24 protein-coding genes and 3 pseudogenes are annotated in these 26,377 nt (G+C 37.3%); 14 read left to right on the forward strand and 13 right to left on the reverse strand.

Translation table 11 applies throughout. The features are described from left to right. Positions 1–243 precede the first annotated feature (243 nt). Positions 244–594 carry an aldo/keto reductase gene (locus tag F4V44_RS18385; RefSeq protein ID WP_150441477.1) on the forward strand — a complete coding sequence of 117 codons (351 nt, stop codon included), beginning with the start codon at positions 244–246 and terminating at the stop codon, positions 592–594. A gap of 149 nt (positions 595–743) precedes the next feature. Here the strand turns inward: F4V44_RS18385 and F4V44_RS28425 are convergent. The 4 genes and pseudogenes from F4V44_RS28425 to F4V44_RS18405 form a co-directional block, all read right to left on the reverse strand. Further along, positions 744–950 (reverse strand): annotated as a pseudogene (locus tag F4V44_RS28425) (YrdB family protein); the annotation flags it as partial. Between the two features lie 257 nt (positions 951–1,207). Continuing rightward, complete coding sequence (locus F4V44_RS18395) at positions 1,208–1,816, reverse strand: zinc ribbon domain-containing protein (protein ID WP_191090764.1); 609 nt, start codon at positions 1,814–1,816, stop codon at positions 1,208–1,210. A gap of 96 nt (positions 1,817–1,912) precedes the next feature. Next, the gene (locus F4V44_RS18400) at positions 1,913–2,635 is read right to left on the reverse strand and encodes a hypothetical protein (RefSeq protein WP_150441479.1); all 723 of its coding nucleotides are present in this window, start codon (positions 2,633–2,635) and stop codon (positions 1,913–1,915) included. Positions 2,636–2,756: 121 nt separating this feature from the next. After that, positions 2,757–2,903 carry a YrdB family protein gene (locus F4V44_RS18405; protein WP_223881958.1) on the reverse strand — a complete coding sequence of 49 codons (147 nt, stop codon included), beginning with the start codon at positions 2,901–2,903 and terminating at the stop codon, positions 2,757–2,759. Between the two features lie 147 nt (positions 2,904–3,050). Here F4V44_RS18405 and coaD point away from each other — a divergent pair, with 147 nt between their 5' ends. From coaD to F4V44_RS28305, 5 genes are all read left to right on the forward strand, one after another. Continuing rightward, entirely contained in the window at positions 3,051–3,524 is a 474-nt protein-coding gene (gene coaD, locus F4V44_RS18410; RefSeq protein ID WP_150441480.1) for a pantetheine-phosphate adenylyltransferase, read from the forward strand. Between the two features lie 537 nt (positions 3,525–4,061). After that, a complete protein-coding gene (locus F4V44_RS18415; protein WP_150441481.1) occupies positions 4,062–5,261 on the forward strand; it encodes an MFS transporter in 1,200 nt (399 codons plus the stop codon). A gap of 225 nt (positions 5,262–5,486) precedes the next feature. Then, positions 5,487–5,660: an aspartyl-phosphate phosphatase Spo0E family protein gene (locus F4V44_RS27945; RefSeq protein WP_223881959.1), complete on the forward strand. Its 174-nt coding sequence runs from the start codon at positions 5,487–5,489 to the stop codon at positions 5,658–5,660. A gap of 107 nt (positions 5,661–5,767) precedes the next feature. After that, positions 5,768–8,548, forward strand: a complete 2,781-nt coding sequence (locus tag F4V44_RS18425; RefSeq protein WP_150441482.1) for an EAL domain-containing protein — start codon at positions 5,768–5,770, stop codon at positions 8,546–8,548. Positions 8,549–8,599: 51 nt separating this feature from the next. Continuing rightward, positions 8,600–9,415 carry a methyl-accepting chemotaxis protein gene (locus F4V44_RS28305; protein WP_150441483.1) on the forward strand — a complete coding sequence of 272 codons (816 nt, stop codon included), beginning with the start codon at positions 8,600–8,602 and terminating at the stop codon, positions 9,413–9,415. A gap of 67 nt (positions 9,416–9,482) precedes the next feature. On the opposite strand, the gene F4V44_RS18435 is transcribed toward F4V44_RS28305, so the two are convergent. Then, complete coding sequence (locus F4V44_RS18435; RefSeq protein WP_191090765.1) at positions 9,483–9,938, reverse strand: MaoC family dehydratase; 456 nt, start codon at positions 9,936–9,938, stop codon at positions 9,483–9,485. Positions 9,939–10,376: 438 nt separating this feature from the next. Here F4V44_RS18435 and F4V44_RS18440 point away from each other — a divergent pair, with 438 nt between their 5' ends. Beyond that, on the forward strand, positions 10,377–11,132 hold the full coding sequence (locus tag F4V44_RS18440) for an IclR family transcriptional regulator (RefSeq protein ID WP_150441485.1): 756 nt from the start codon (positions 10,377–10,379) through the stop codon (positions 11,130–11,132). A 65-nt stretch (positions 11,133–11,197) separates the two neighbouring features. Continuing rightward, the gene (locus F4V44_RS18445) at positions 11,198–12,124 is read left to right on the forward strand and encodes a ketopantoate reductase family protein (RefSeq protein WP_150441486.1); all 927 of its coding nucleotides are present in this window, start codon (positions 11,198–11,200) and stop codon (positions 12,122–12,124) included. 72 nt (positions 12,125–12,196) lie between these two features. On the opposite strand, the gene F4V44_RS18450 is transcribed toward F4V44_RS18445, so the two are convergent. Next, positions 12,197–13,255, reverse strand: coding sequence for an LLM class flavin-dependent oxidoreductase (locus F4V44_RS18450; protein WP_150441487.1), 1,059 nt, complete (start codon positions 13,253–13,255; stop codon positions 12,197–12,199). A gap of 16 nt (positions 13,256–13,271) precedes the next feature. Then, positions 13,272–14,123: pseudogene (locus F4V44_RS18455) on the reverse strand (VOC family protein). A gap of 398 nt (positions 14,124–14,521) precedes the next feature. Here F4V44_RS18455 and F4V44_RS18460 point away from each other — a divergent pair. The 4 genes from F4V44_RS18460 (at position 14,522) to gerQ (ending at position 17,545) form a co-directional block, all read left to right on the forward strand. Continuing rightward, positions 14,522–15,064: an NADPH-dependent FMN reductase gene (locus F4V44_RS18460; protein WP_150441488.1), complete on the forward strand. Its 543-nt coding sequence runs from the start codon at positions 14,522–14,524 to the stop codon at positions 15,062–15,064. Positions 15,065–15,327: 263 nt separating this feature from the next. Continuing rightward, a complete protein-coding gene (locus tag F4V44_RS18465; RefSeq protein WP_150441489.1) occupies positions 15,328–16,320 on the forward strand; it encodes a DUF3231 family protein in 993 nt (330 codons plus the stop codon). Positions 16,321–16,637: 317 nt separating this feature from the next. Next, entirely contained in the window at positions 16,638–17,057 is a 420-nt protein-coding gene (locus F4V44_RS18470; protein ID WP_223881964.1) for a cell wall hydrolase, read from the forward strand. Between the two features lie 23 nt (positions 17,058–17,080). After that, positions 17,081–17,545 carry a spore coat protein GerQ gene (gene gerQ, locus F4V44_RS18475; RefSeq protein ID WP_150441491.1) on the forward strand — a complete coding sequence of 155 codons (465 nt, stop codon included), beginning with the start codon at positions 17,081–17,083 and terminating at the stop codon, positions 17,543–17,545. Positions 17,546–17,652: 107 nt separating this feature from the next. Here gerQ and F4V44_RS18480 read toward each other — a convergent pair whose 3' ends face one another. The 3 genes and pseudogenes from F4V44_RS18480 to F4V44_RS18490 all read right to left on the reverse strand — a co-directional run bounded on the left by F4V44_RS18480 (position 17,653) and on the right by F4V44_RS18490 (position 20,199). Next, on the reverse strand, positions 17,653–18,309 hold the full coding sequence (locus tag F4V44_RS18480) for a DUF2812 domain-containing protein (protein ID WP_223881960.1): 657 nt from the start codon (positions 18,307–18,309) through the stop codon (positions 17,653–17,655). An 84-nt stretch (positions 18,310–18,393) separates the two neighbouring features. Continuing rightward, a pseudogene (locus tag F4V44_RS18485) lies at positions 18,394–18,582 on the reverse strand (PadR family transcriptional regulator); the annotation flags it as partial. A gap of 180 nt (positions 18,583–18,762) precedes the next feature. Next, a complete protein-coding gene (locus tag F4V44_RS18490; RefSeq protein WP_150441493.1) occupies positions 18,763–20,199 on the reverse strand; it encodes a hypothetical protein in 1,437 nt (478 codons plus the stop codon). 412 nt (positions 20,200–20,611) lie between these two features. Here F4V44_RS18490 and F4V44_RS18495 point away from each other — a divergent pair, with 412 nt between their 5' ends. Beyond that, positions 20,612–21,706, forward strand: coding sequence for an FtsZ/tubulin family protein (locus F4V44_RS18495; protein WP_150441494.1), 1,095 nt, complete (start codon positions 20,612–20,614; stop codon positions 21,704–21,706). A gap of 409 nt (positions 21,707–22,115) precedes the next feature. Here F4V44_RS18495 and F4V44_RS18500 read toward each other — a convergent pair whose 3' ends face one another. Continuing rightward, positions 22,116–23,288 (reverse strand): MFS transporter, encoded by a 1,173-nt coding sequence (locus tag F4V44_RS18500; protein ID WP_150441495.1) that lies wholly within the window; start codon positions 23,286–23,288, stop codon positions 22,116–22,118. A 210-nt stretch (positions 23,289–23,498) separates the two neighbouring features. Further along, positions 23,499–24,368: a LysR family transcriptional regulator gene (locus tag F4V44_RS18505; RefSeq protein ID WP_150441496.1), complete on the reverse strand. Its 870-nt coding sequence runs from the start codon at positions 24,366–24,368 to the stop codon at positions 23,499–23,501. 348 nt (positions 24,369–24,716) lie between these two features. On the opposite strand from F4V44_RS18505, the gene F4V44_RS18510 reads away from it, so the two are divergent. Further along, positions 24,717–25,610: a DMT family transporter gene (locus F4V44_RS18510; protein WP_150441497.1), complete on the forward strand. Its 894-nt coding sequence runs from the start codon at positions 24,717–24,719 to the stop codon at positions 25,608–25,610. 50 nt (positions 25,611–25,660) lie between these two features. Here F4V44_RS18510 and F4V44_RS18515 read toward each other — a convergent pair whose 3' ends face one another. Further along, positions 25,661–26,164: a GNAT family N-acetyltransferase gene (locus tag F4V44_RS18515; protein WP_150441498.1), complete on the reverse strand. Its 504-nt coding sequence runs from the start codon at positions 26,162–26,164 to the stop codon at positions 25,661–25,663. Positions 26,165–26,377: the final 213 nt, after the last annotated feature.

A 26,377-nucleotide genomic window follows, 5' to 3' on the forward strand; every position in this document is an offset into this window, starting at 1 on the left:
CGTTTCTGATTTACTACCAATTCTTTGTTTTTGATAGAAAACCCTTCCTGGTTTACTGAAATTCGTTTTTCTTTTACTGACAAAAAGGAACATGATTCAGAAATATACGCACTTATCATTAAGCTATCTTTCTATATACATACGCTATTGGACATATACCGACTAAAACTACTTGCTGCATTTACGTCCAAGTCATGAGTTCATTGCTTTTTTTCTATCTGACAAATGCATTGAACCAATAAATTGACTTTCAAACTCACTTTTATTTTAATTAAACTAACATATGTTAACGTTTGCAAGACTACCATTATTGGTAAATGGCTGGACGATAAACATCTGCAGCTTGTCAAACAAGTTGCCTTGTTAGCGAAAAACCACGACACATCTCCGGCAGCCCTATCGCTGGGATGGCTTTTGAGTCGTTCGGTCGTTTCTACTATTATTGTCGGTGCCACACGGGAAGAACAAGTGATGGAAAATATAAAGTGTCTGTCATTAGATTTGGATTCATCAACCATTGAGGCACTTAACCATGCCAGCATGCCTTTCATTTATGGAGAATCGTTTGCTTCGTATCGCCTGCCTAGCGAATGAAATGCGGGGACGGTTCTAGACTGCAGAAAAAGTCCATTGAAGGAAAAGATTTCCTCTATGAAATGTGAGAACCCTCCCGATGTTTCTATACTTTTTTTATATTCATGCAATTAATCTTTGTCCTATCTTTATCCATATCCTTCATGTTGTCATTGTTTCCACACAAACATCAAAAGTCGATTCATTAGTACACTGATTCCGTAAATCCATGCCAGTTGGGGTTTATCAACAGAGTATAAGGCAATAGCAGGCAACACAAATACCATAAGTTCTAAGAATAGATGCAGCGGCATGGATAACTTGACTATGGCTTTAGGAGAACCGAAAACTCCCCATATAATCGCAATGAAAAGGGGTGCTCCTACCGCTCAAATTTTCCTACTCAATTCTACTCAACCCTATCTAAATGATAGATTTTGTAGAATTGTCACACCTTCGTACTCATCTTTTCCCCATATCAAGACCAAATGCAGTGTGAAGATCTTGATGGCAGGACAATATTTTTTCAAGTGCGAATGGGCACCGTCATGCTCTCGAATGAGAAAGCAATATGATCGAAGTATAGTTAGTCCAATCGTGTTCGGGACACTCCTAACTAGCCTGAGCGTGGCAATTATAGGTTGTTTTTATTTTCTATCCAGAGAACAGGTTTTCCGTATCGTGCTTCGCCTATATGGGTGAAACTTTTTAGTTTATGTTTATATTTTTGAAGATCTAATGAGAAGCCCATTTTTCTTCCAATATTGACACTCGAATTAGTATCCCTCATGAATTCATTCCCGCATTGAACACAAACAAAGCTTCGAATAGAAGGGTCTTTCTTCTCTTCATGACCGCATACACAGCATTCTTTGGTCGTGTTGTGTTCATTTGCCAAGAGATAATATTTTTCTAGTTTCACAGCCACCCATTCTGCAATATGACGGAATTCCCCTATTTTTTCTTGGTTTAGCATCCTTCTTTTCATATGGTTAAAAGGAGCCGTACTGTTAGTTGGCGTATAATCACCAACAATAACCAAATCATATCTCCGATACAATTCATGTGATATGGTGTACAATGCCGTCTTTAGTTGTTCTCGACGTTTGTGATATGCCTTATCTAACGCATGATTAAAACGGTTCCATCGTGGACTATGGACCTTGTAAGTATTTCCCTGTTTCGTTTTTCTTTTTCGGTAATTTTTTTCACAGGCATCGCGAAGGGATTTGAGTTCATCCATTTTTTTATCCCAATATTTTATCATACGAAGTTTTTTAAATTCGATTGAATTTCCTTCATAATCGACTCCTACAAAGAAATTCTTATGATTAGGGTCCTATGCAATCCATTTAGAATTCATTGGGGTGTTCACTTTCTTTTCTGGAAGTTTTGGTTTGATTGGTTTTTCTTTTCCTTCTTTTTTTGCAAGATTGAAAGCCTTTCGATAATCGGACATGACTTTTTTGAACTCTAATTCTTGATCTGAACATCGTTCGATTGTAAAAATGGCATAAAATTGATTGCCTTGTTGTTTACAAAGCGTAAAAGTTTTGATGATTTCTCCCTTTTTTAGTTCAACCTTTTCTTTTAACGTACCAGAAACGGAAGGATTTCCTTTTCCTTTTTCTATTTTCATACCGGGGATCGTCCCTAATGAAATAGAAATAGTTTTTCCTTCATTTAGGATTTCCCACCCTTTATTCGGTTCATCAAAGACTAAGCTGAACCACTTCTTTTTCCAACTTCTAAATTGAGGATATCCTGTTCTTCCTTCAAAAAAGCCTTTATATGCGTTGACCAGTCTAGTAGAGGGTTCTTTTAAAGGAGAAGAAAAAACGGTATTTAAAAAAGGGTGTTTTGCCTTTAGAGAAACACCATAATTACGAAGATTTCTGTTTTTTAATAATTTCAAGGCATTATTATTTTCCTTATAGTCTTTTTGACAGGCATCTAATAATTGATTATACAACCAATTACAAATTTTGCTTTGTCCGTCTAGAATGAGTTCAGCTTCTTTTACAAAGTTCACTTTGATTTTTCTACTATATGTTAACCCCACTATTTTCACCTCCCTTACTAACATTATACCAAACATACGTTTGCTAACCTAAAAAATACTATCCAAAATTTACATAAAAAACCTAACCAAAATAAATAATTTTGATTAGGTTTAAATAGTTTTAGTTAAACTGTTTTGTAGCCCCCAATATGATCTTCATCATATTTCCGCTTCCTATATGAAATCCCCAATATCCAAGAGCAACTAATGCACATATTTCTAATAGGAATCTTAATCCTAGATTCATAGATTGCAGTATGAACATCATAAATCCTCCCCAAAACAGCTTATTGAACCACGAGGACCGTTTCACTCCAAGGAACATATGTCTCATATGACACACAAAGACCATCCCTACGTTTCAGTTTACTAAAAAGATGGGTAAAATAAAAAAGAAAACGAATGAGGTGATGAAATGAAAGCCATCTATCCAGGGAGCTTCGACCCTGTTACTAACGGACACATTGATATTATTAATAGAGCGAGTGAATTTTTTGATGAAATCGTAGTAGCGGTTATGATTAATCCTAAGAAGCAATACTTATTTTCACTTGAAGAACGAAGAAAGCTTGTGGAAGAGTCATTTCAAAACAATAAAAGAGTCAAAATTGATACATTTGAAGGCTTACTCGTAGATTATATGAGGGAGCACAACTATAGAGCAATTATAAAAGGTTTAAGAACGCTGACTGATTATGCGTATGAAGCACAAATGGCTTTAACAAATAAAAATCTATATAAAGAGGCTGAAACCTTCTTCATTCATTCTGAAGAAAAATATTCCTTTCTAAGTTCAAGTATCGTAAGAGAGGTCTATTTTAACGGGGGAAGTTTATCCAATTATATACCCAATCATGTTGAAAAGGCACTTTTAGAAAAGATTCAATGAAACGCAGGGACAGTTCTGCCGTTTTATTTTATGGGAATTCCCCCCTATATGAAACGTCAGAACCGTCCCGATGTTTCTATTTCATCATAATTTTTTATGTTAGTGTACCTAGTCGTGTAATTACACTTTGTCCTATCTTTATCCATATCCTTTATGTTGTCATTGTTTCCACACAAACATCAAAAGTCGATTCATTAGTGCACTGATTCCGTAAATCCATGTCAGTTGGGGTTTATCAACAGAGTATAAGGCAATAGCAGGCAACACAAATACCATAAGTTGGCACTACCTTTATACATAAAGTCTCATTAAGAAAGTTTTCTGACAGCTCTAATTTTAACAAACAAAACCTCCAGCTTACGTATTGGATTTATTTTAAAGTACAATGCTGTTAGGTCAACCTCTATCGTCTGAGCGGATAAAACTGAAGGTCCCTTGGTTTCCTGAGCTAATTTACTCTTATTGATTTTCAGATTTAAACTCTCCACTCCATCAACACTTTACATTTTATTAAGTTTTATTTCAGAGGAGGTTATTATGATTCAAGGTTCTTGGAGAGCATTAGTATGGATTGGATTATCCGAATTATGTGCTTTGAGCTTGTGGTTTAATGCATCAGTGATTGCACCCCAATTAATTGAAATTTGGAACGTTAGCTCCCATTCAGAAGCTTGGCTTTCTGCTTCTGTTCCTATTGGATTTGTTATAGGATCATTTTTTAGTTCCTATTTTGGGGTTGCCGACCGTTTTAATCCCCGAAAAATTTTTGCAACTTCGGCTCTTTTAGGCGCCATATTGAATGCCTTACTCACTCTAGTCGATTACGCCATTTTCGGTATTCCGCTTAGGATTTTAACTGGAATCACGCTTGCTGGTGTATACCCAATAGCTGTGAAAATTTTATCACAATGGTTTCCAAAAAACCGCGGGTTGGCCATTGGAATCTTAATAGCAGCATTAACATTAGGGTCATCATTCCCTCATGTGGTTGTGATGTTTTTTTCTTCATTCAATTGGAAATTAGTCATCATTAGCAGTTCAGTATTGGCTTTAATATCTGCTTTCATTGTCACATTTTTTTTAGAAGACGCTCCAGTAAATTTAAATAGATTGCCCTTCTCGTTCAAACAAATAAAAAAAGTAGTAGAAAATAAACCTGTCATGCTTGCGAATTACGGTTACTTTGGCCATATGTGGGAATTATATGCCATGTGGACATGGCTACCTGCTTTTTTGACAGCTAGTTTCTCAACCTATTCACCAGAAATTCCTCATTGGTTCACCGCCTTATCCGCATTCTTGTCAATAGGAATGGCGGGAGGGATTGGTTGTGTTGCAGGTGGACTAATCTCCGATCGAATCGGAAGAGCCAATTTAACGATACTTTCTATGTTTATCAGTGGGATCTGTTCGATAGTCATAGGTTTTACTTTTGGGCAATCTATTTGGTTAACACTAATCATTTCCATGATTTGGGGAATCTCTGTCATATCTGATTCCGCGCAATTTTCTGCAGCAGTTTCAGAAATAGCCGAAGTGGATTATGTAGGTACAGCCCTTACTTTTCAAATGTGTATTGGTTTCCTGCTTACTATCTTTTCTATCAATCTCATTCCTATTATTCAGAGAATCGTTGGTTGGGAATGGGTCTTTACCCTATTAGCGATTGGCCCTGTTCTCGGAATTGTATTCATGGTCAAATATAGACGTTACGAATTCCCTAACCAAGAAGTGTGAAACATAGTGACGGTTCAAGGAAAAAACCTCCCCTATGAAACGTAGGAACCGTGCCAATGTTTCCCCTATTCAGCATAAGTTTCACTTATTAATAAATATAACTTTCAATATTGATAGATTTAACAATAAAATTTCTATTAGTTAATAGATCTCATTTAAAGTAAAATAGTCATTATTACCCATGTTTTCAGATATTTCTTAATAAATTAACAGGAGAAAAGACTCGTGCTAAATAACAAGGTATGTCTCAAAAACCTTTCAGATCAAATTGATGATTTAAGAAATTATATGATTGAAATGATAAACGCTAATGGACTTAACCATCCTGAGAGCATTAAAGTTAGTCAAGAGTTAGACGTTTTATTGAGCCATTACCAAAAAGCCATTTCAAACAGCTAATTTGCCAAACTTCCATTTTACTATTTTCGTCTAACTTCATTATTCCAAACTTGTGATTAAGATAAACGACCCTACAAGAAGAAAGTTAACGTTTAGAGAGGAATCTTATGAATAAACAAATGATGCAATATGAACGTACACGTGATTCACTTTTTCATCTATTTGATCAATTAACAGATTATATAATTGTTATTGATATGTTGGGAACGATTATGTATTTGAATCCTAAAGCGGAAGGCCTGTTTGACGTTAAATATAATGATTGTATAGGAAGCTCCCTCCAGACCCTCATTCCTGATTTGAAAATAGGAATAGAATGTGAACTAGATCAAAAAGTGTTGATCCGTTCAAGGGAGAACCTTCCATTATCTATTCAAACACAATCTCTTTCCATTGAAAATGAGAGATACAAAGTCCTTCTTCTAAAAGGTTTAGCTGAAGAAAAAAGTAGAATGGAACAATTAAGTACAATAAGTAAAGAATTAGCCGATATTAAGTTAGCATTAGATGAATCAACCATCGTTGCTATTACTGATTCTAAAGGGATTATCACATTTGTTAATCATAAATTTTGTGCATTATCGAAGTACAAAGAAGAAGAGTTGATTGGACAAAATCATAGTATTCTAAACTCAGGCTATCATTCAAAAGAATTCTTTCGTGACATGTGGCGGACGATTGGAAAAGGGGAAATTTGGAAAGGAGAGATTCAGAATAAGACTAAAGATGGCAGCTTGTATTGGGTTGACACAACGATTGTTCCGTTTATTAATGAAAATGGCAAACCATACCAATATGTAAGTATACGAACAGATATTACGAAGAGAGTCCATATGGACAGAGAAATACAAGAAGCACTGAAAATGGACTTTACTCATACGATAAAAAACCTGCAAAATGGTATTTTTAAAATAAGAAGAGATGAAGATGGAAACTTTCTCTATACGATAGCTGAAGGAAAGCTTCTAGAGGAAATTGGACTGACCTCAGACCTTCTTTATAATAAAACACCTTATGATGTTTTCTCTCATGACATTGCACATATAAAGCATGTTCATTATGAAAAAGCGTTTCAAGGACATCGAGTCAATTATGAGATAGAATTGCACGGGAGGCCTGTATCTATTGAGGTGTCTCCCCTCAAGCAGGGTGATACGGTCATTGAACTTGTCGCATCTGTTCAGGATATTTCGGAATTACGATTAACTCAAAAAGAGCTCCAAGTGAATCAACAGCATTACCAATCTCTCTTTGAACATAGTCAAGATTATGTGATTGTCTATCATACAGATGGCCGCATCATTGACATGAACCCAAAGATGCTGAAATTACTTGGATTGTCAAAAGAAACGATACAAAATCTCACGGTAGATGATATGATTTCCGAAAAATATGAAAAGATGCGGTACGGATATTTTGAAAAAGCGATTCAAGGGCATCCGCAAAATTTTGAAATGAACATTATCAATAAGTTTGGAGAAAAGATGTGTTTTAATGTTACCTTGCTTCCTATTATTTTAGAGGGCCAAATTAAGGGTGTCTATTCGATTAGAAGAGACATTACCGAACAAAAAAAGATACAAGAAAGGAATGCTTATTTAGCTCATCATGATGAATTAACAAAGCTTCCGAACAGAAGGTGGATGGAACAAAAGCTGCATGAAACATTGCGTCATGCTGAACAGAATTATCAAAAGCTGGCAGTTTTATTTATTGATTTGGATCGGTTTAAATCCATTAATGATACGCTTGGACATCTCATTGGTGACAGGCTTCTAGAGTTCCTTTCAGAACGTTTACTTGAAAGTATTAATCAAGAGGAACAATTTGCCGCTCGTATCAGTGGCGATGAATTTATGATTCTTTGTCCGGTGATCGCACAGGATGAAGATGCCATTCAAACAGCCAATAAACTTTTACACAAGCTAATGGCTCCTTTTTATATAGAGGATCATGAACTCTTTGTCTCTGCCAGCATCGGGATTAGTATCTATCCTGCAGATGGAACAAGCGCCATTGATTTAATGAAGAAAGCAGATAGAGCCTTATATCGGGCAAAAGAGCTTGGACGTAATATCTATCAGCTATACGATGATTCTATGAATGAAAGAAATTATCAATCTTTCCTGTTAGAAAGGGATTTAAGAAAAGCCATTATTAATAATGAATTTATCGCTCATTTTCAGCCACGTGTCGATGCTCTAACAGGAGAAATCATAGGAGCTGAGGCATTAATTCGGTGGTTGCATCCAAAGGCTGGATTGATTTCTCCAGGGGAATTCATTCCACTTGCAGAGGAAACAGGACTGATTATCCCTTTAGGAAAGTGGATGAAAAGAAGAGTATGTGAACAGCTCGCAGCATGGAGAGAAGCGGGAATTCCACTGATCCCTATAAGTGTGAATATTAGTTCTCAACGATTTTTACAAAGTGATTTTTCAAAGGAAGTTCGTGAATTATTATTCAAATATCAACTAGAGGGCAAATGGCTAGAATTTGAGATTACTGAAAACTCATTAATGAAACATGAAGAGTATATTCTTCAGACTTTATATGAATTAAAAGACAATGGTGTTAAAATATATATTGATGATTTTGGTACCGGCTATTCTTCATTCCACTATTTGAAAGCGTTTAAACTAGATGGAATCAAAATTGATCGCTCTTTTATTCAAAATATTTCACATCAGTCAGAAAATGCCGGCATTACCTCTACGATGATCAAAATGGCTCAGCATCTAAGAATGAATGTGATTGCAGAAGGTGTCGAAACGGAAGAAGAATTATCCTTTTTACTTGAACAAAATTGTCACCATGTTCAAGGATTCTATTTCGGAAAACCCTGTTCAATTGAGGAGTTTGAACAAAAATATATGCTTATAGGATAGAAAATACCAATCTCAGAAATGAGACATCTAAATTAGAATGAAGGGAATCCCATGACAACACTTGACTATTTGATACATGTTTCCCAACTGTTTCCTCAATTAATCTTAGAGGATTGTCATTTCACCATTTCAGATACAGAAGAGTTTTTAGTTTCCATACCTGGAAAAACGTTAAAAATGGCAATTAATGTTGGCGATACTTTAAAGGATGGCTCCATTACCAAAATCGCAATAGAAAGAAAAGAAAGAGTTATTGTTGAAGGAAATAGAGAATTATATGGTATAGCACATATTGCCTTATGTACACCAATTATTGAAAAGAATAAAGTAATTGGTTGTGTATCAATCGGTTACTCCATGGAAAAGGCAGATAAAATTAATCAAATGGCAGAAGCACTTAGTTCAATGGTAGAACAAATTTCCTCAAGTTCACAGTCAGTTGCAGCCGCATCACAGGAATTGGCTAGTAAAAATGAAGAACTTTCTACTATTTCCGTTTCGTTAAGAGATAAGATGAATGCTATTTCTGATATCGTGGCCTTTGTGTTACAAATTGCTTCAAAAACAAACATTTTAGGGTTAAATGCAGATATTCAAGCTGCACATGCTGGTGAACATGGTAAAGCTTTTTCCGTTGTAGCGAAGGAAATCCGGAAACTTGCACATGAATCTCAAAAATCGTCTGATAAGATTAAACAGGAAATCGCTATAATCCAACATTCCATTCTTGATATTTTAGATGAAATTCAATCTTCTTCAGGTTTTACAGAAGAACTAGCTGCAGCTGCGGAAGAACTTTCCGCATCAATGGAAGATTTAAACATAACAGCAAAGGATCTTTTCGAGTTATCCCTGCTTGGGAAATAGAGAAACACGGGAACGGTTCATTTTAAAGAGAGATTTCCATCTGAAACATGAAACCGTCCCGATGTTTCTAGTTTTTAACTAATATCGAAGCTTTTGTCCGCAGCAAGGCTTTTAATTGGGCTAATAATACCACTTCATCCTTTTGATTGGTAACGGTAAACTTAATCGTGATTTCTCCGCGGCTTTCGCTAGAGGTCGGTCTTAACTCCATTACTTCCACTTCGGTTGATAATACATCATTTTCTCTTACGGGTTTTGTGAATTTGATATAATCAAAGTTTTTGCCAACAAGAAATTCATTACCGAACACATCCGATCGAATCCACTGACCCCACATAGCACTTACGGTAAGGAACCCAGAGCTGATAATTCCATCAAATATCGAATGAGTTTCAGCAAATTCCTTATCAACATGAATCGGATGCGGATCATATTGAGTAGCAAATGTATGAATTTCTTCAGCCGTGATTAATCTTGGATCACATTGAAAACGTTGACCCACCTCAAACTCTTCAAAATACATGTTCATCCCCCTAATTAATACTTATATTTTTTAATCTATTAATTATATTATAAAAACTTTATCGAAATAAAGGAATTGAATTGCTCCAATCCTGTGAATCTAACTTAGAGCCTTTCATGAAACCACGACCAAGGACCCAAATGCGAAGAATAAAGGAACTATTATTTCCAACACCATGCGGTAAGCTTGTTCCTCCTAACATTCATTAACCTTATCATAATAGTCAAAAACAAAGTTCACAAATTATTCCACTCAAGTTTCATATATTGAAACTTTCTTAGTTGAATAATTTATTCTATCTGAAATCCAAAATAACCTCACCTCATGTATAGCTTCCAATCGTTTACCATCTTAATAGTTTCAAATAATGAAACCACTTCTGCATCGTTTGAGTCAAAAAGTATAAAGATTTATACTATTAGTAGATGAGGTGAACAAATGGCAAGTAATGAAGTATCAACACTGAAAAAAGGACTTCTTGTATTAGATTTAGTCAAACAATGTCAAGGAATTACATTGAGAGAAGTGATGGAACACCTCAATCTAAGTAAATCTACGGCATTTCGATTATTAACCACGTTAGAAGAAATGAATTATATCTATAAAATTCAAACTCAATATTTTATGAACTATAAAATGTTTTGTCCTAGTTTGGAGCAACGTTCCGAAAAAGATTGGGCCTCCTTACATTCAATCTATCAAATAGCACAACATTTACAAATGAGTACCTATATAGGCAAAGTAGATGGAACCGATCTCGTCATGACACAGGTACTTCATGCCCCATTTAAAAAGTCAGCCGACGAAGAAATCGGAAATCGTTCAAAATTACATCAATCGGCTTTAGGAAAAGTGATTTTGGCCCATTTGGATGAAGAACGATTCATGCCTATAATCAGTAGAATGTCACTCGAACCTGCGACAGAAAATACGTTCCAAGACTCGCAGCTATTCCATTATCATTTAAAGGTGATTCGTCAAAATGGCTATGCATTTGATGATGAGGAACGGATCGTCGGTATCCGTTGTGTAGCCGTTCCTGTATTTCGTCATCATAAAGTCATTGCTGCCTTAGCTATTGCTGCACCTGCAGAACAAATTTCACGCAGCAATATCAAATACATTGCCCAAAAGCTACATACAGGTAGTAAAGACATTACGAAGGAGATTGAAGCGTTAGAAACGATTTATTAATCAAGGAGCTTAAGGGAGATCCCCATACCTCCATTGAAAAACGGCAAATGAAAGCAGGAAAAAAAGTGAAGAAAATTGAAACCGTTTCATTAATTGGCCTGGGGGCTGTAGGAGCTGCCTATGGAAGCAAACTGCATGATACCTTGAAAGATTCATTACAAGTCGTGGCCAGCAAAGAGCGAATCCAAAGGTACGAAAACACAGGAATCATCGTGAATGGACAAAATTATCACTTTCATTACATCACTCCAGAAACAAAAAGAGAACCGGCAGATTTGGTCCTTTTTGCTGTGAAAAATGCCGATCTATCTCAGGCCATTCAAGATGCCCGACATCATATTGGACCCGATACGATCATTTTATCTCTATTGAACGGCATTTCTAGTGAAGAGGAAATACAATCCTCGTATGAAAATCAACCTATTCTTTATAGCGTCTGTGTGAAACTTGATGCGGTTAGACAACAGAATGAAACAAACTTTAGCACGCTTGGATGGATTGAATATGGTGAAAAGGATAACTCTAAATCAGAGAATGCATTAGCGGTTCAAGAATTATTTGAAAGAGCTGGAATTCCATATAAAATTTCTGAGGATATTTTGCATTCCATGTGGTGGAAGTTTATGGTGAATGTCGGTATTAATCAGACATCTGCCGTATTGAAGGCACCCTATAAAGTCTTTCAGTCCGTTCCAAGTGCCTATGAATGGGCAAAATCGACCATGCGTGAAGTCGTTGCCCTTTCACAAAAGACAGGAGTGCATTTAACAGAGGAAGATGTCGCAAGTTTTCGACCAATTATAGAGAAGATGTCACCCGATGGAAAAACGTCTATGCTGCAGGATATAGAAGCAGGAAGAAAAACAGAAGTGGAATATTTAGCCGGAACGGTCATTGAATTAGGCAAAAAATACGATGTACCAACACCGATTAATGAACAGTTATTTAAAATCATTCACATTATGGAAGATATGACAAGCTACCACCAATAAAATCATAAAGAGACAAAAATCCACCAAATCCTGTCTCCCTACAGGTTCTGGTGGATTTTTTTCAAAAGATTTCTATCTTAATGCTTTTCTAATTTTAGGGGCTATTTCTGTTGCTACTAATTCAATATTTTTCACAACTTGATTAAAAGGCAGTCCTCCAATATCTACTTGAGCAAGAAAACGTGTATGGCCAAACAACTCATGCTGTTGAAGGACTTTATCAACAATTTGGTCGGGGCTGCCTACAAACAATGCAGTATCTGGAGCTGCCATCTGTTCAAATTCTTCCCTAGACATTTTCATTCCAAATCCTCGTTGACGATTCACGTAGTACCAATAATTCGAATAATACGGATAGAACTCGTCCTTTGCTTGCTCAGTCGTCTCGGCAATATAGCAATGGCCTGTGACACCTATTTTCAATGCTTCTGATGAATGGCCTGCTTCCCTTCCTGCTTGATGGTAAAGATCCACAAGGGGTTTAAAACGTCTTGGATTCCCACCCAAAATAGCCAATGCCATTCCTACTCCAAACCGGCCCGCACGAACGGCACTCTCAGGTGTCCCACCAACTCCAATCCAAATAGGGATTTGATTATGGATGGGTCTTGGTGAAATTTCAGCTTGGTTTAATGGTGGACGAAATTTCCCGGACCAGGTGAGCTTTTCATTTTTATTCAGCTGCAGGAGCAAATCCATATGTTCCGTAAAAAGATCATCATAATCGTTTGTACTGTATCCAAAAAGAGGGAAAGATTCGATAAACGCTCCCCTCCCTGCTAAAATTTCAGCACGTCCATTTGAAATTACATCTAAAGTGGCAAAATCTTCAAATAAGCGAACGGGATCAAGTGTACTTAATACACTTGTCGTACTGGTTAATTTAATGTGTTTCGTCGCATGAGCAATGGCCGCCAGCACGACCGCAGGAGATGAAACGGCATAATCGAGTCGATGATGCTCCCCTACTCCAAAGACATCTAGTCCTAACTCATCAGCCAACTGTGCCGCTTGAATGATTTCTTCTATTCTTTGTTTGGCACTGACTGTATGTCCTGTAAGCGGATCTGGTCCAATATCCGCGAGTGTGTAAATTCCAATTTCAAAGCTACTGCTATTTCCTTGTTTCAATATGATTCCTCCCAACCTAAACAGCTAACTCGATCCTATTTCCCGAAGGATCATGGGTGATCCATTTATTATCTTCTTCCGAAACCGTAGCCCCAACTGTTTGCAATGTATGAATCGCTTCTTGGCGTACTTCCTCGTTTGCAAAAATAAGTGTAAAGGATTTAAGACCTACAATATTTTCAGGTGGCTTTGGCACTCCAATCCCGTTCCAGATATTAACGGCTACATGATGATGGTACTTTTCATTGGAAAAGAATAGCGCCTGATTAGCATATCGATTCACCACATCAAAACCAAGACCTTTTACATAAAACTCTTCCGTCTGTTCTAATTCTGCGACATGTAAATGGATATGCCCCATTACTGTTCCCTCTGGCATGCCTTCCCAAGACTTACCTGCTACTTGACTAGTTAGCAAATTCTCGATATCAAGCGGGATTGTTGTCATTTCTACTTCATTACCTACCCAGTTCCATCCAGAAGGATCGCGGTCTGCATAAATTTCAATTCCGTTTCCATCTGGATCATTTAAATACAAGGCTTCACTTACTAAATGATCAGATGCAGCGAATCGGATTCCATTTTCTCTAAAATGAATCACAATATTAGCTAAATCCGATCTTTTCGGTAAAAGGATAGCAAAATGATATAAACCTGATGTTCTTCCTTGTTTTGGCAGGACATTTTCAGGCTGTTCTAGTGACAGAATACTTGTTTCCCCATCCGTTGTAAGCATTGCTGATGACTCTGTTTGTTATAAAATATCGAAACCGAGAACTTCTTTATAAAACTTTATTGACCGTGCTACATTTTCCACTTTAATTTTTACATGCCCTACAAATGTTGTCGGTTTAATATGGAATCCCATAATCCATCCTCCTAGAATTCATTCTTCCTATGATTGATATCGTTTCCTTTCAAATTAAATTCATGTTTTATAAACAAAATAAACATAATGAAAATAAAACAAGTTTCATTTTCATTCTGCCATTTGACCGTTCACTAGACATGATGAAGCACATACAAGAGTAAAAACCACACATTTATTGATTGGAGTTCCAAATAATGAAACTCATTTCATATTGTTTGAGTTAAACAAATGAAACCTCTATACTTTTGAAAGAACGAGGAATTCATACCGTGATGTGGCATTTGCTAAAAAAAGTTTCATAGAATCATTCACTATGAAAAATAAATACATAAGAGAAAGCAGCTTCAAAGGAAATAGATATCCTCGTTAACAATGAACATTTGGAGGTCAACAAAATGAAAGTAGTAGCAATTGTAGGAAGTATTCGTAGAGACTCATATAATTTACAACTGGCTAAACACGTGCAAAAACGTTATGCAGATCAATTTGACGTTGAGGTTTTAGACTTAGCACCGCTGCCAATGTACAACCAAGATATCGAATTAGACCCACCACAAGAAGTGATTGATTTCAAAGCGAAAGTTAAAGAAGCGGATGCTGTTCTTTGGGTAACGCCTGAATACAATGCCTCTATTCCAGGAGTGTTAGGAAATGCCATTGACTGGTTAAGCCGAGTAGAGAAAGTCATGATTGGCAAACCATCTATTATTATGGGGTCTTCCATGGGTATTTTAGGTTCAGTCAAAGCACAAATGCATCTAAGAGATATCTTATTCGCGGCTGGTTTACAATCTCCCGTACTTGGCGGAAATGAAGTATATGTAGGGGCAGTACATGAAAAATTTGACACTGAAGGCCATTTAACAGACGAAGCAACGATCGCCTTTTTAGATGGCGTTATTGCTAACTTCCAAGAATGGATGAAACGATACATTTAAGTTAAAAAACACCTCTTCAAATGAAGAGGTGTTTTTTAACAGCGAAGAATTTAAGAATGAAGACTATATCAGCAAAGAAAAATTTATTTACATATGAATCTGCATAGTTTTAATATCCTCCTATTTTTAAATTGCATTCTTCTATAGAACATGCTAGAGAATACGGTTTACCATCAAGTGTCTATTAGGCAGGTTGTCGATTTATATTTTCCTTTTTTTACGAAATACTATTAAATAGCGTATGAATATAGGAGGTTGTTCTAATGGAGGATAAAACAAAAATTCCTTTAAGTGCTGCGGAAATGTCTGGTTTATGGACTCAATACATGGGTGATACAATCGTTGTTTGTATGAACAGTTATTTCTTAGAAAAAGTAGAGGATGAAGAAATACGACCTATTATTAGATGGACACTTGATACAGCAAAAGAGAATCTCTCCATCATGCAGGATTTGTTTCAAAAAGAGAATTTTCCGATACCCATTGGATTTACAGAACAAGATGTCAATACAAAAGCTCCAAGACTTTTTGCAGATACTTTTTTCTTAAAGCATTTAAGTCAACTGGCTGTATTTGCAATGACGGCCAGCAATGCAGCATTAACAGTTGCGACACGTCCAGATGTTATTGCTTTTCATAAGCGTATATTGAATAAAGGAATTGAATTACAGGACAGAACACGTGATTTAATGCTAAAACAAGGAATTTATATAAAACCTCCTTCTATTCCTATTCCTGATAAGGTAGATTTTGTAGAAAAACAACATTATTTAACTGGTTTTTTTGGGAAAAAGAGACCGATTAATGCACAAGAAATCACACACTTATACTTAAATGCTCTAATAAATACTATCGGTAAAGAATTAGTGACGGGCTTCGCCCAGACGGCTCAAAATGAAGAGGTAAAACAATATCTTTTAAGAGGGAAAGAGCTTGCCCATAAATATGTAGAGCTGTTTAGCGATTTATTAACCAAGGAGGATCTACCTGCCCCTATAAGTTTGGGTTCGACTGTTTTAAACACAACAGCAAGTGTTTTTTCAGATAAACTAATGATGTTTCATGTGACAGCCATGGTTGCAGCAGGAATAGGCTATTATGGAATGGCATTAGCAGCAAGCCCAAGGAGAGATCTAGGTCTAAAATATCTATCATTGATTCCAGAAGTCGCACTGTATGTTGAAGATGGAGCCAATATTATGATTAAACACGGCTGGATGGAGGAACCGCCACAAGCATTCGACCGTGATAAGTGAAACATAGGGAACGTTTTTGACCGTTTCACTTCAAAGAAAATATTTCCCATATGAAGCGCGAGAATGTCCCTATGTTTCATAAAGGCATGATGAGAGCACAAAATGACTCATCGTGCCTTTTTTATCGCACAAAACTTCTGATTGTCCACTATAAGACCTCCCCTTCATTTTCTTAATAAACAAACTTTGGGCTGATAGGCAAGCTACCAAAATCCTCTTTTAGCAATAAATTACTTGTATACGCCGAAGGGAGCAAGAAAATGGGTAGACGAATAAAACATACTTCACGTGATGTGGAGGAGTTAGCGAGACTTATGATGGCCGAGGCGATTGGTGAAGGAGCCCAAGGGATGAGCATGGTGGGATCAGTTGTGGCTAATCGAGTGGAGGCTGACTGTGCCCCCGACTTCAGAGGATTGCGCAATATCAGACATGCAATTTATCAAACCATACCTGGAACCGGAATTCCTCACTTCGAGCCTGTCTTAAACGGAACCTTGTATACACAACGTCCCACAGAAGCTGACCTCCAGAGAGCTAGGAATTTATTGCATGGTCATAGGGAACCTCGGGCCAGAATGAATCTGTGGTTTTTTAACCCCAGCCCTGGAAAAAAATTCCGAGCTCCTTGTACACCCACGATGCCAAGGTCCCCTATGACGCAATTCGATCATGCGCATAAAAGTCATTGCTTCTATGTCGCTGTCCCTGGTTATTGTCCTGAGTTTTATAGATAAAAGAAAAAGGAGCTAAACGTCTCATGAGTTATGGATTCTCTAATTATTATCCAATGAATTATTATCCTAGTTGTCATCAATCTTCTATGATGCGGAATATGTTCGCACAAGAAGCTGGTGGTTCTCCGGCAACCATGCATTCTGGACCCGCGTTTTCCGTTCCAGTGGTACCAATGGGAACGGGGCAGAACTTTCCGGGAGCTGTGGTGGAAGAATCATTTATCGAAAATATCCTGCGTTTCAACAAAGGTAAAATCGGTACCTTCTACTTTACTTATCAAGGAAACAACAAATGGAATGCAATGGTTTACCACGGGCGGGTAGAAACCGCTGGCCGTGACCATATCATTATCAGCGACCCATCCAGCGGGAAACGTTATCTACTAATGATGGCAAATCTCGACTGGGTAGAATTCGACGAACAAATTAACTATCCTTACGCAGAAATTAATCCAAATATCCAGGCGTCCCTGACAACATCGGAGTGAATTCTTAAACCAAAAAACCCGCTCTTTCCCTTTTGGAAAATGAGCGGGTTTTTTGGTCTGACACACGAGGACGGTTTTTCCGCTTCATTTTAGGGAAAAGATTTCCCCTATGAAACGTGAGAACCGACTAAGCTCCCCCCCATTTTATGGTAAAGAGACAGGATGACCCAAATAGCAGTTGGAAATGCGACCGCTCCAATTACCATATACGCTAAAAGGCTAATGGCACTGTCTGATCCTTCGGTAACGAACAAAATAATAACTGCAATGAAGAGGAGAAAATATGGTGTAATTTTAAATAGGTTGACTAACCCCTTTTTCTCCTTTGCCTTCCATTTGTTATTGTATGTTGCGATTACAGTCCAGGCTGTTGGGAAGGCCACTACACTGAGAATCACAGCGATTACATGAAGGAATGATTTTAAAGTACCAGAGCTTATCATTGCTCCAATCCATATGAGTACTGTTACGACAACTAACGGGATGGCTAGACTTTTCATGGAATGATTTAAATTCTCGTACTTTTCAACTGTTGTATCACGGTCACTATAGATTGGGTTTGTACCAGGATCCGCTCGAAATAAATGAATATCTCCTTGTGAAGCAATAGGCAACCATCCAGAAGATGAAAAAAATTCAAAGTATTCCTCTTTTTCATCCTCTTTTAATGAACGATAATCTACACTGTAGATATACTCTGAGCTTTCTCCTCTTTCAAGAGTATACCCCATAAACTTAAAGTCACTAGCATGCCAACCTTTCAAAGAAAATTACCGTAATTTTTCCATGTCCTTTTCCTCAGAAAAAGCTAATCCGCCTGACATGATATACTTTTTTTGTTTCATTACTTATCCCTCCCTCAATCCAGTTTCTGCTAATTGAATCATCACTTTTCTTAGCTTCACATCTTCTTCTAACACTTCTCTTCCCTTTTTAGTAAGCAGATATGTTTTACGCCTTGAATCCGACCTATCATGCAAATAAATCCACTCTTGTTGTAATAACTTTTTAATAATCGTGTACATGGAAGGCGGACCATCTCTTCAAAATCAACTATCACAGATTCATTCAATCAATTTTCGACTGTCCTTTCTAAGTAATGAATCGAATGGTCACACAATGCATAACAAAAAACGTCTTAGTCTCTCTAACGAACAAGAGATTAAGACGCCGCTGTCTAATCAGTCAAAAAACAGTTCTATATCTGTTTGATGTATTTATTCATCGAAATCCGTAGATAAAGAGACGGCACGTAGATAGGGCCATTTCGGACTTTCTTTCATCTTCAGATGCAACGTAGTGGGAGCATGATACACGATTTCAATATAATCGGTTAACCCGTCCCCATCTGAATCTACATTTAATGGATCGGTCTGAAACCTTTTGACCTCCCAGTAGTCTGATAGACGATCTCCATCTGTATCAGGATTGTTAGGATCGGTCCCTAACTCCCTTTCTTCATCATTAGTTAAGCCGTCTTGATCATAATCAGGATTATAATCGTCATCATTATTCACTTCAGGTAATGGCTTTGGCAGAGAAAACTCTAGTCGGATGATGCTATCCAAGAAAGAATACAAATCGTCATCCTCTGTTTCATGCACATGTATGTTGTTTAACACATGAAGCGTTCCCCAATAATAGGCTTGATGGTATTCTTGCTTCTGATCCATTTCCTGATTTCCTACAATCCATTCTTTCTCAAATTTTTCGACTTCCTGGTTATTGATGACAATCGATTGAATCATCTTCACGACGGTTTGCGCAGCATCCTTAATGATTTCCAATCCATTCGCTGTTTTTGCTTGGATACGAATATGGTCACTTTTTGTATCGTTGTAGGAAGCGGTTGCCTCCATACTTTGTTTTTGCTCAATGGTGGCAGAACCAGACATCTCAGAGTGATGCGTTTGAATGGTTGTAACCGTTGTTTCCTGCTCGGCTTTGTTCAGATTTTCCTCTGGATGAATTTCCCCTTCCTGCTTTGTGTCAATCTCCGTGCCTACATTCTGTTCGACATAATCGGTTTGATCGTTTGTTTGAAAGGATTGGTCTTGATTTGTAATAATTTTCGTCTCTTGGCTTTGACTGTCCTTTTGAGTCACCTTTAGTGATTGACTGTATTCTACAGCCACATCCTGCTCTTGATCCGCTTCCACTCGGTCAGCTTCTGTTACGATTTGCTGTTGTTCTGCTATGATCTCAATCGTTTGCTCTTGACTGTAAGATTCCTCCGTCTCAGGTTCTGTGTCTTCTTCTAGTGGAAGATCTGATTCGTTTTTATTTGGTTCACCGGACTCCTCTACAGGGGTCTGATTGGCTTCACTTGATTCTTCCTGCTCAACGGTTTCTTCATCTACTACTTGTAAGGGTGCTTGGTCTTCATTCCATTCACTCGTTTCTTCTTCGATAGGAGTAGCATGCTCCTGTGACTGTTCGACTGTTACCTCTTGTTCTTGTTCAATCTTTTCTGCCGTACCACCCGTGTTGACCTGCTGATTTTGTTCGACATGAACATCGATCTGTTGCGTTTCTTCCGTTTGTTCAACTGACAGCAAGTCCTCGGCTGCCTGTGAAGCTTCAGCCCAGGCTGTGAAGCTTCCAAAGAGTAAAAACTGAATCATTAAAACTAAAATCCCGATTCGTTTAAACACGGTTTCCACCTTTCTTTTTCACATCTAAGCAGAAAAACCGATTTTTCACTTACTTGATAGGCGCTCCTGCTTTTAAAAAAATCACTTATTTACTAGAGAAAGAATGGATTTCTACTCTAGTATTTTGTAATCTCCCCTTTCTACGATGAAGTCCCCTACTCTGTTCTAGGAAAGTGGACCTATCCCTATCTTAACTAGCAAATATTAATAAAAAATAAAATTTTTGCAAAATATTGTTAAATTATGAAACGTGTGGACGGTTCTGCCGTTTCATTTTAAGAAAAAAAACTCCCTATATAAAATATGAGAATCGTCCCTACGTTTCTCTAGTCACCAAGTCCAGCGAACTTTTTTTAAATGAAAAAGTCTAATTTCATAAAACGTGAGTATTATCATATAGGGAGGCGATGGAATGAAATCAATCGGAATTTTAGGTGTAGGTCAAGCAGGTGGGAACATAGCTGATATCGCATCAACTATGGGCTTTCAGACTGCCCTTATTAATACGAACCAACGTGATGGCTTAGCGAATACAGGGGTGGAAAAGAAGTATTTTGTCCCTGGTTATAATGGAGCTGGACAGGATCGATCAATCGGAATAAAAGCTGTTCATGATAATAGCCAGGATTTGATTGACTTTGTCAAGCAGTCCTTTAGGAACATAAAGCTCTTACTCGTGGCTTTTTCAACTGACGGAGGTACTGGATCTGGTATGAGTCCGCTTTTAATCAAGCTGCTCTTAGATCAAATGCCTGGCACGAACATAGGAGCAATTGCCATTGTACCGGAGCAAAACGTGCTAGCGGGGAACCGAATCAATGCAGCTGAGTGTATCGAAGAGCTTTCCAAAATCCAGCAAATCTCCTCTGTATTCCTAGTAGACAATGATCAGATACGAAAGCTGAACCCGCAATCTAGTAAACAGCATATCTACCATTCTGCGAATCATCAAGTCATGGCGGCCATAAACCATGTACTCGAAGTCACGCAAAAGAGTTCTGTATATGGTAACTTTGATGAGACAGATCTTATGAGAATTCTTCAGACAAGAGGAGTAACAATCATATCTTCAGCTGAGATTACAGACGCCAAAACAGCGTCAGACACTTGCAGTAAAATTTACCAATCTTTGGAGAACTCTGTATTCTGTCCGATTGAGTCAGCAAGTCCCATACGTGCCGGTCTCATCTATGAAGGGTCAGAGAATATGTCAAAATTAATCAATGTCCCCTCTATTTTTGAAAAGATTGGAGAACCTCTGCAATTATTCGAAGGAACCTATAACTCGGAATGGGATCCTACTGTAACCATCATTCTAGCGGGGCTATCATTCCCAACCAATCGCCTGCTTTCTCTTGAGCAATCCCTTGAGAAGAACAAAGATCGATTACAGAACCTAATGAAGAAGGAACATACCCAAAAGTATGAGTCTCGAGTATCTTGGTCATATAACCTAAAACCCAAAAAACAGGCAGGATCCCTATCAAACGAGCGATTTCCGGAGTAAAGATTAAAAACAATCTTATCGGTATTCATCATATAAACATACAAGAGTAAATGCACTGGAAGCTAAGCTCCAGTGTATTTTCATTTGCAAAGAGAGAAAAAGGCTCTTTTCTTTTGTACTGCTGGAAGGATGCATAGCTGAGAGCACGGCTTCCTTCCATTTCTTTTACAGAAGTATTGCGGTAAACCGGCGATGACCATTGACTCCTTTTTACACCCGCCCCCTCTCCTAACAGATGACGCCTAATTATATACAAAAGGAGAGCCATTCGATTATTCGATTGCTCTCCAATGCATATATTTAATTACTTTTCTTCCATAAAATCCGGTGGAACATACTGTGAAACAAGTTTTTTCTAGGCGTTCCAATCCAAGTATTATCTTGTCTTTTTGATGTTTTGGAAGAAAGTCTAAATAGAAATTAACACTTCCTTTCTAAGTTCCACTTTTCGATAGATAAGTGCAAGCAACATGGATGGTATGGTACAAACAATCATTCCGATAAAGGCATATCTAGGCTCGATTTCGTATAAATAGCCGCCAAAAAATGTGAATATTGCAGTACTCCAACTAAGCGCAAGCGCTGAATACACTCCTTGTGCTTTCGAGATCTGCGCAGGTGCAATATGTTTGATTAAGTATTTCATAAAGGCATAATGCCCCATTGCAAATGAGCAAGCATGCAAGGTTTGCGCTACACAGAATACAATCACATTCGGAAAGGAAAATACTAGTAACCATCGGATGGTTGCACCTAGTGCCGCCAATGCCAACAAGGAGCCAACTGAAAACCGTTGAAAGCTCTTGTCGGCAATGGTAAAGAAAAGGATCTCTGCCAATACGGCAATGTTAAGAATGAGTCCAATCAAGTACTTTGGTGCATGGATTTCTTGTAAAAAGATATAGCCATAGCTGTAATAAGAGGCGTGTGCTGCTTGTAATAAAATGACGATAACAAGCACTAACCCAAAGTGTTTTATACGGAATAAACTCATCATTCCATGTTTTTTATGAGGATCCATTTTTGGTTTTTCCGATAAAATAACCGGTGAATGCATAAAACCTAGAAATAGGAATATCAGTGCCCCAAGTAACATGGCCCATAAGATTACTTCATCACCCCACGCCCCTGTAAACAAGGTTAAGATCATGCCAGCCACAACAAATCCAATCGAACCAAATGAACGGCTCTTGCCGTAATCCCCTAATTGTTTATGTTGTACAAGTGTACCGGCTACACTATCTAAAGCTGGCATTAGTGCTGGATAAAAGAAATGTAAAAGCAAGGTAGCCAAAAGTAATCCAGTAAAGGAAGTTGCCGGGATATAACTCAAAAGACTGATGATTGTACCAATAGCCATTACATTTAATAATGTTTTACTACTGAATTTTCCCGAGAAATAAGGAAATGCAATCAAAGTAGAGAGACCTCTAACAACCAGTCCCAGGCTCATAATATAACTAGCTTGTGAAACGGTAATCCCTTTTGTATAAATCATCCATCCGGTCCAATATGGTAGAAAAATGCCCCAAGTCATAAAAAAACTAAAAAACTGACTGCACATCCAACGTTGTGTGTTCATTCTTTATCACCCCATTGCTTGTATCATAGCATTAAGATTTTTACAATACTATTAGATATCTCATATTGCGAAAGGTGATATATAGAAATTAACAAATTAGAAAGCCTGATAAAGATTATAAAATAAATGCATTGAAACGCGAGGACCATCTCTCCGTTTCATAAAAAACTAGAAATGGTTGTGATTAAATCATTTCTCCATCACACTTTTTCATTCCTTGTTCCTATATGATAAATATTCTAAGAACCTTTTGGACGCAAGGGAAAGAGATTTTTGCTCTCTCATACCAATGCCAATATTTCTAAAAGCAGGAACTTCAAGCTCTTTCGCTATAATTTTGTGAGGAATCCGCTGTAAAATCAATTCTGGTAATATGCTGATTCCTAGCCCATTTTCTACCATAGACATAATGGCATAGTCATCCCAGGTTGTAAAATTAACATGCGGTGAAATATGATGTTTCTCAAAGATTTCAGAAATCTCCGCTTTTGCTCCCTTTTCCAATAGCATAAATGGACTGTTCAGTAAGTCGCTGATTGGAAAATTTTCACAATTAGCAAGCGGATGATTTTGTGGAATCACTACCAGCAAACGGTCTTGTTCCAAAAAAATTGTTTCCATTTCTGCCTTTGTCGGTAGCCGTAAAAATCCAAAATCAACACGCCCACTTAGGATCCAGCTCTCAATTTCTGTATAATCACCAAGCAGAAATTCAAAATCTATCTTTGGGTAATCCTTCTTAAAAACTTTAACAATGTTAGGAAGCCAATGAGATGCTACGCTAGAAAATGTCCCAATACGAATTATCCCAGACTGCATATCGTGTAAGTCCTCGATCTGCGTCATTAAGATTTCATGCTCATTACAGATTCGCTTTAATTGGGGCAGTAATTTTATACCATCCGAGGTTAAACTAATACCTGCACGACCTCTTTCAAAAAGGGTAACTCCCCATTCCGTTTCTAAATCGTTAATCATACGGCTAATCCCAGACTGTGTATAATCCAATGCTTCGGCAGCTTTTGTGAAGCTGCCAAATTCTACTGCCTTGACAAATGCCATGTATTTTTGGATATTCATACCCTTTTCCTTCCCCATCTGTTTTTATCATATACTTCATGAGAAACATTCGGTTTTGTAATGTATTTAAACATGATATGTTATTACTATCAAAAATTTGAAACGTGGGGACGGTTCTGCCGTTTCATTTCAAGAAAAAGAACTTCCCTTATGAAACGTAAGAACCGTCCCTACATTTCATTAAAAATAGGAGGCTTATTATGCCATTATCATATATAAATCCATATGTTAGAAAGCCCATTTCAACATCACCGCCACCACCGGTTACTCCTTTACACACGCTTATATTTACAACAGATTAAGAATCTGCGAAATATAAGCTGTTTCGCAGATTCGAAGGAGTAGACGATGAAATCTAACATTCAGTTTATATTATCCATGATTATTTTCGGTACAATTGGTTTGGTTGTAAGATACATTGATTTATCTTCAAGTGAAACAGCTTTACTTAGCAGTTCAATCGGGTGTCTATTTTTAATGTTCGTATTTTTTGTCATGAAAAAATCTATTCCATGGAAATTAGTGAAAGCCAATGCTTCTATTCTATTTCTTTCTGGTATTGCCTTAGGAGGGAATTGGATTTTCCTCTATCAATCCTATGATTATACCACCATCACTAACGCAACGTTAGCCTATTACTTTGCGCCTGTGCTTGTCATGATTCTCTCACCAATGATCCTGAAGGAACCATTATCTATCAAAAAGATGGTTTGTATTGGTGCAGCGATAGCAGGGATGTTATTGATTGTTGGAAATGGTATAAGTGCATTTGAAACAGGGGATTTGCTCGGGATCTTTTTTGGGTTAATGGCGGCTGCCTTTTACGCTTCCTTAATGTTATTAAATAAATTTATCCAAAACATGGCCAAATTAGAGATTACAATCATCCAACTTGGAACAACAGCTTTACTTCTCTTTCCATATGTACTTGTTACGGAAGGATTCGGTATCTTAGAAGTATCAAAATCATCCATCCCCTTTATCATCCTGTTAGGAATAGTTAATACAGGTATTGGATTTTGGTTATTTTTCTCAGGTATGCAAAAGTTAAAGGGACAGAGTATTGCTATGCTAAGCTATGTTGATCCATTTGTAGCTATACTGATTTCAGGGGTCATCTTACAAGAACAAATGACAATGATTCAAATGTTAGGCGGAGCATTGCTTTTAGGTTCCACATTCGTTAGCGAAAATCAATCAATGAAAAGTTTGACACCATTAATGAAAAAGACAGCTAAATAACGACATAAACAGTGGGAAACGAATGCTTCCCACTGTTTTGATTCTTAAAGCTACGAAACTTTTTTCCCAAGAATAATCAAATCTCTCTTCATTCCATCTAATGTAGCAACTTCTGGCAAATGTGCCCACTTCTCAAAACCAAAACTTTCAAATAGTCTAAGACTAGGCTTATTGTGTCCAAAGATAAATCCAAGTAAAGTATCAACTTCAAACTTAGGAGATTCTTCTATCACTTTGTTTAAAATCTTTTTTCCAAGACCTTTCCCTCTAAAATCTTCATGAATATAAATACTTATTTCAGCCGTTGCATTATAAGCTGGCCTTCCGTAGAAAGATTGAAGGCTGACCCAACCACAAATTTCGTCTCCATACTCTACAACCCACAAAGGTCTTTTGTAAGGATTATGTTCATTAAACCAATCTAATCGATCGTTTACTGATACTGGTTCCGTATCAGCAGTTACCATTCTGCTTGGAACAGTAGAATTATAAATATCCACAATAATTGGTAAATCTTCTATACTCGCATCTTTAAATGTAATATTTACTGACATAAAAAGGCTCCCTTTTCATATTTTTAGTTCAATCACTAATTACATGTTATATTACTTAACATTTTTATTGCAATAATAATTTGAGCCCTTATTTAACTTTCAGTCTAATAGTTTAGGTGTAAGCCCTCACAATGTCACTTCGCTTAAAAATAGGCGAACGGTGCCTGACATTGTTCGCTAAAGACCATTTTAGCGGCATTCATCATATAAACA

Source organism: Niallia endozanthoxylica, from assembly GCF_008710145.1.
Classification (GTDB): domain Bacteria; phylum Bacillota; class Bacilli; order Bacillales; family Cytobacillaceae; genus Bacillus_BD; species Bacillus_BD endozanthoxylica.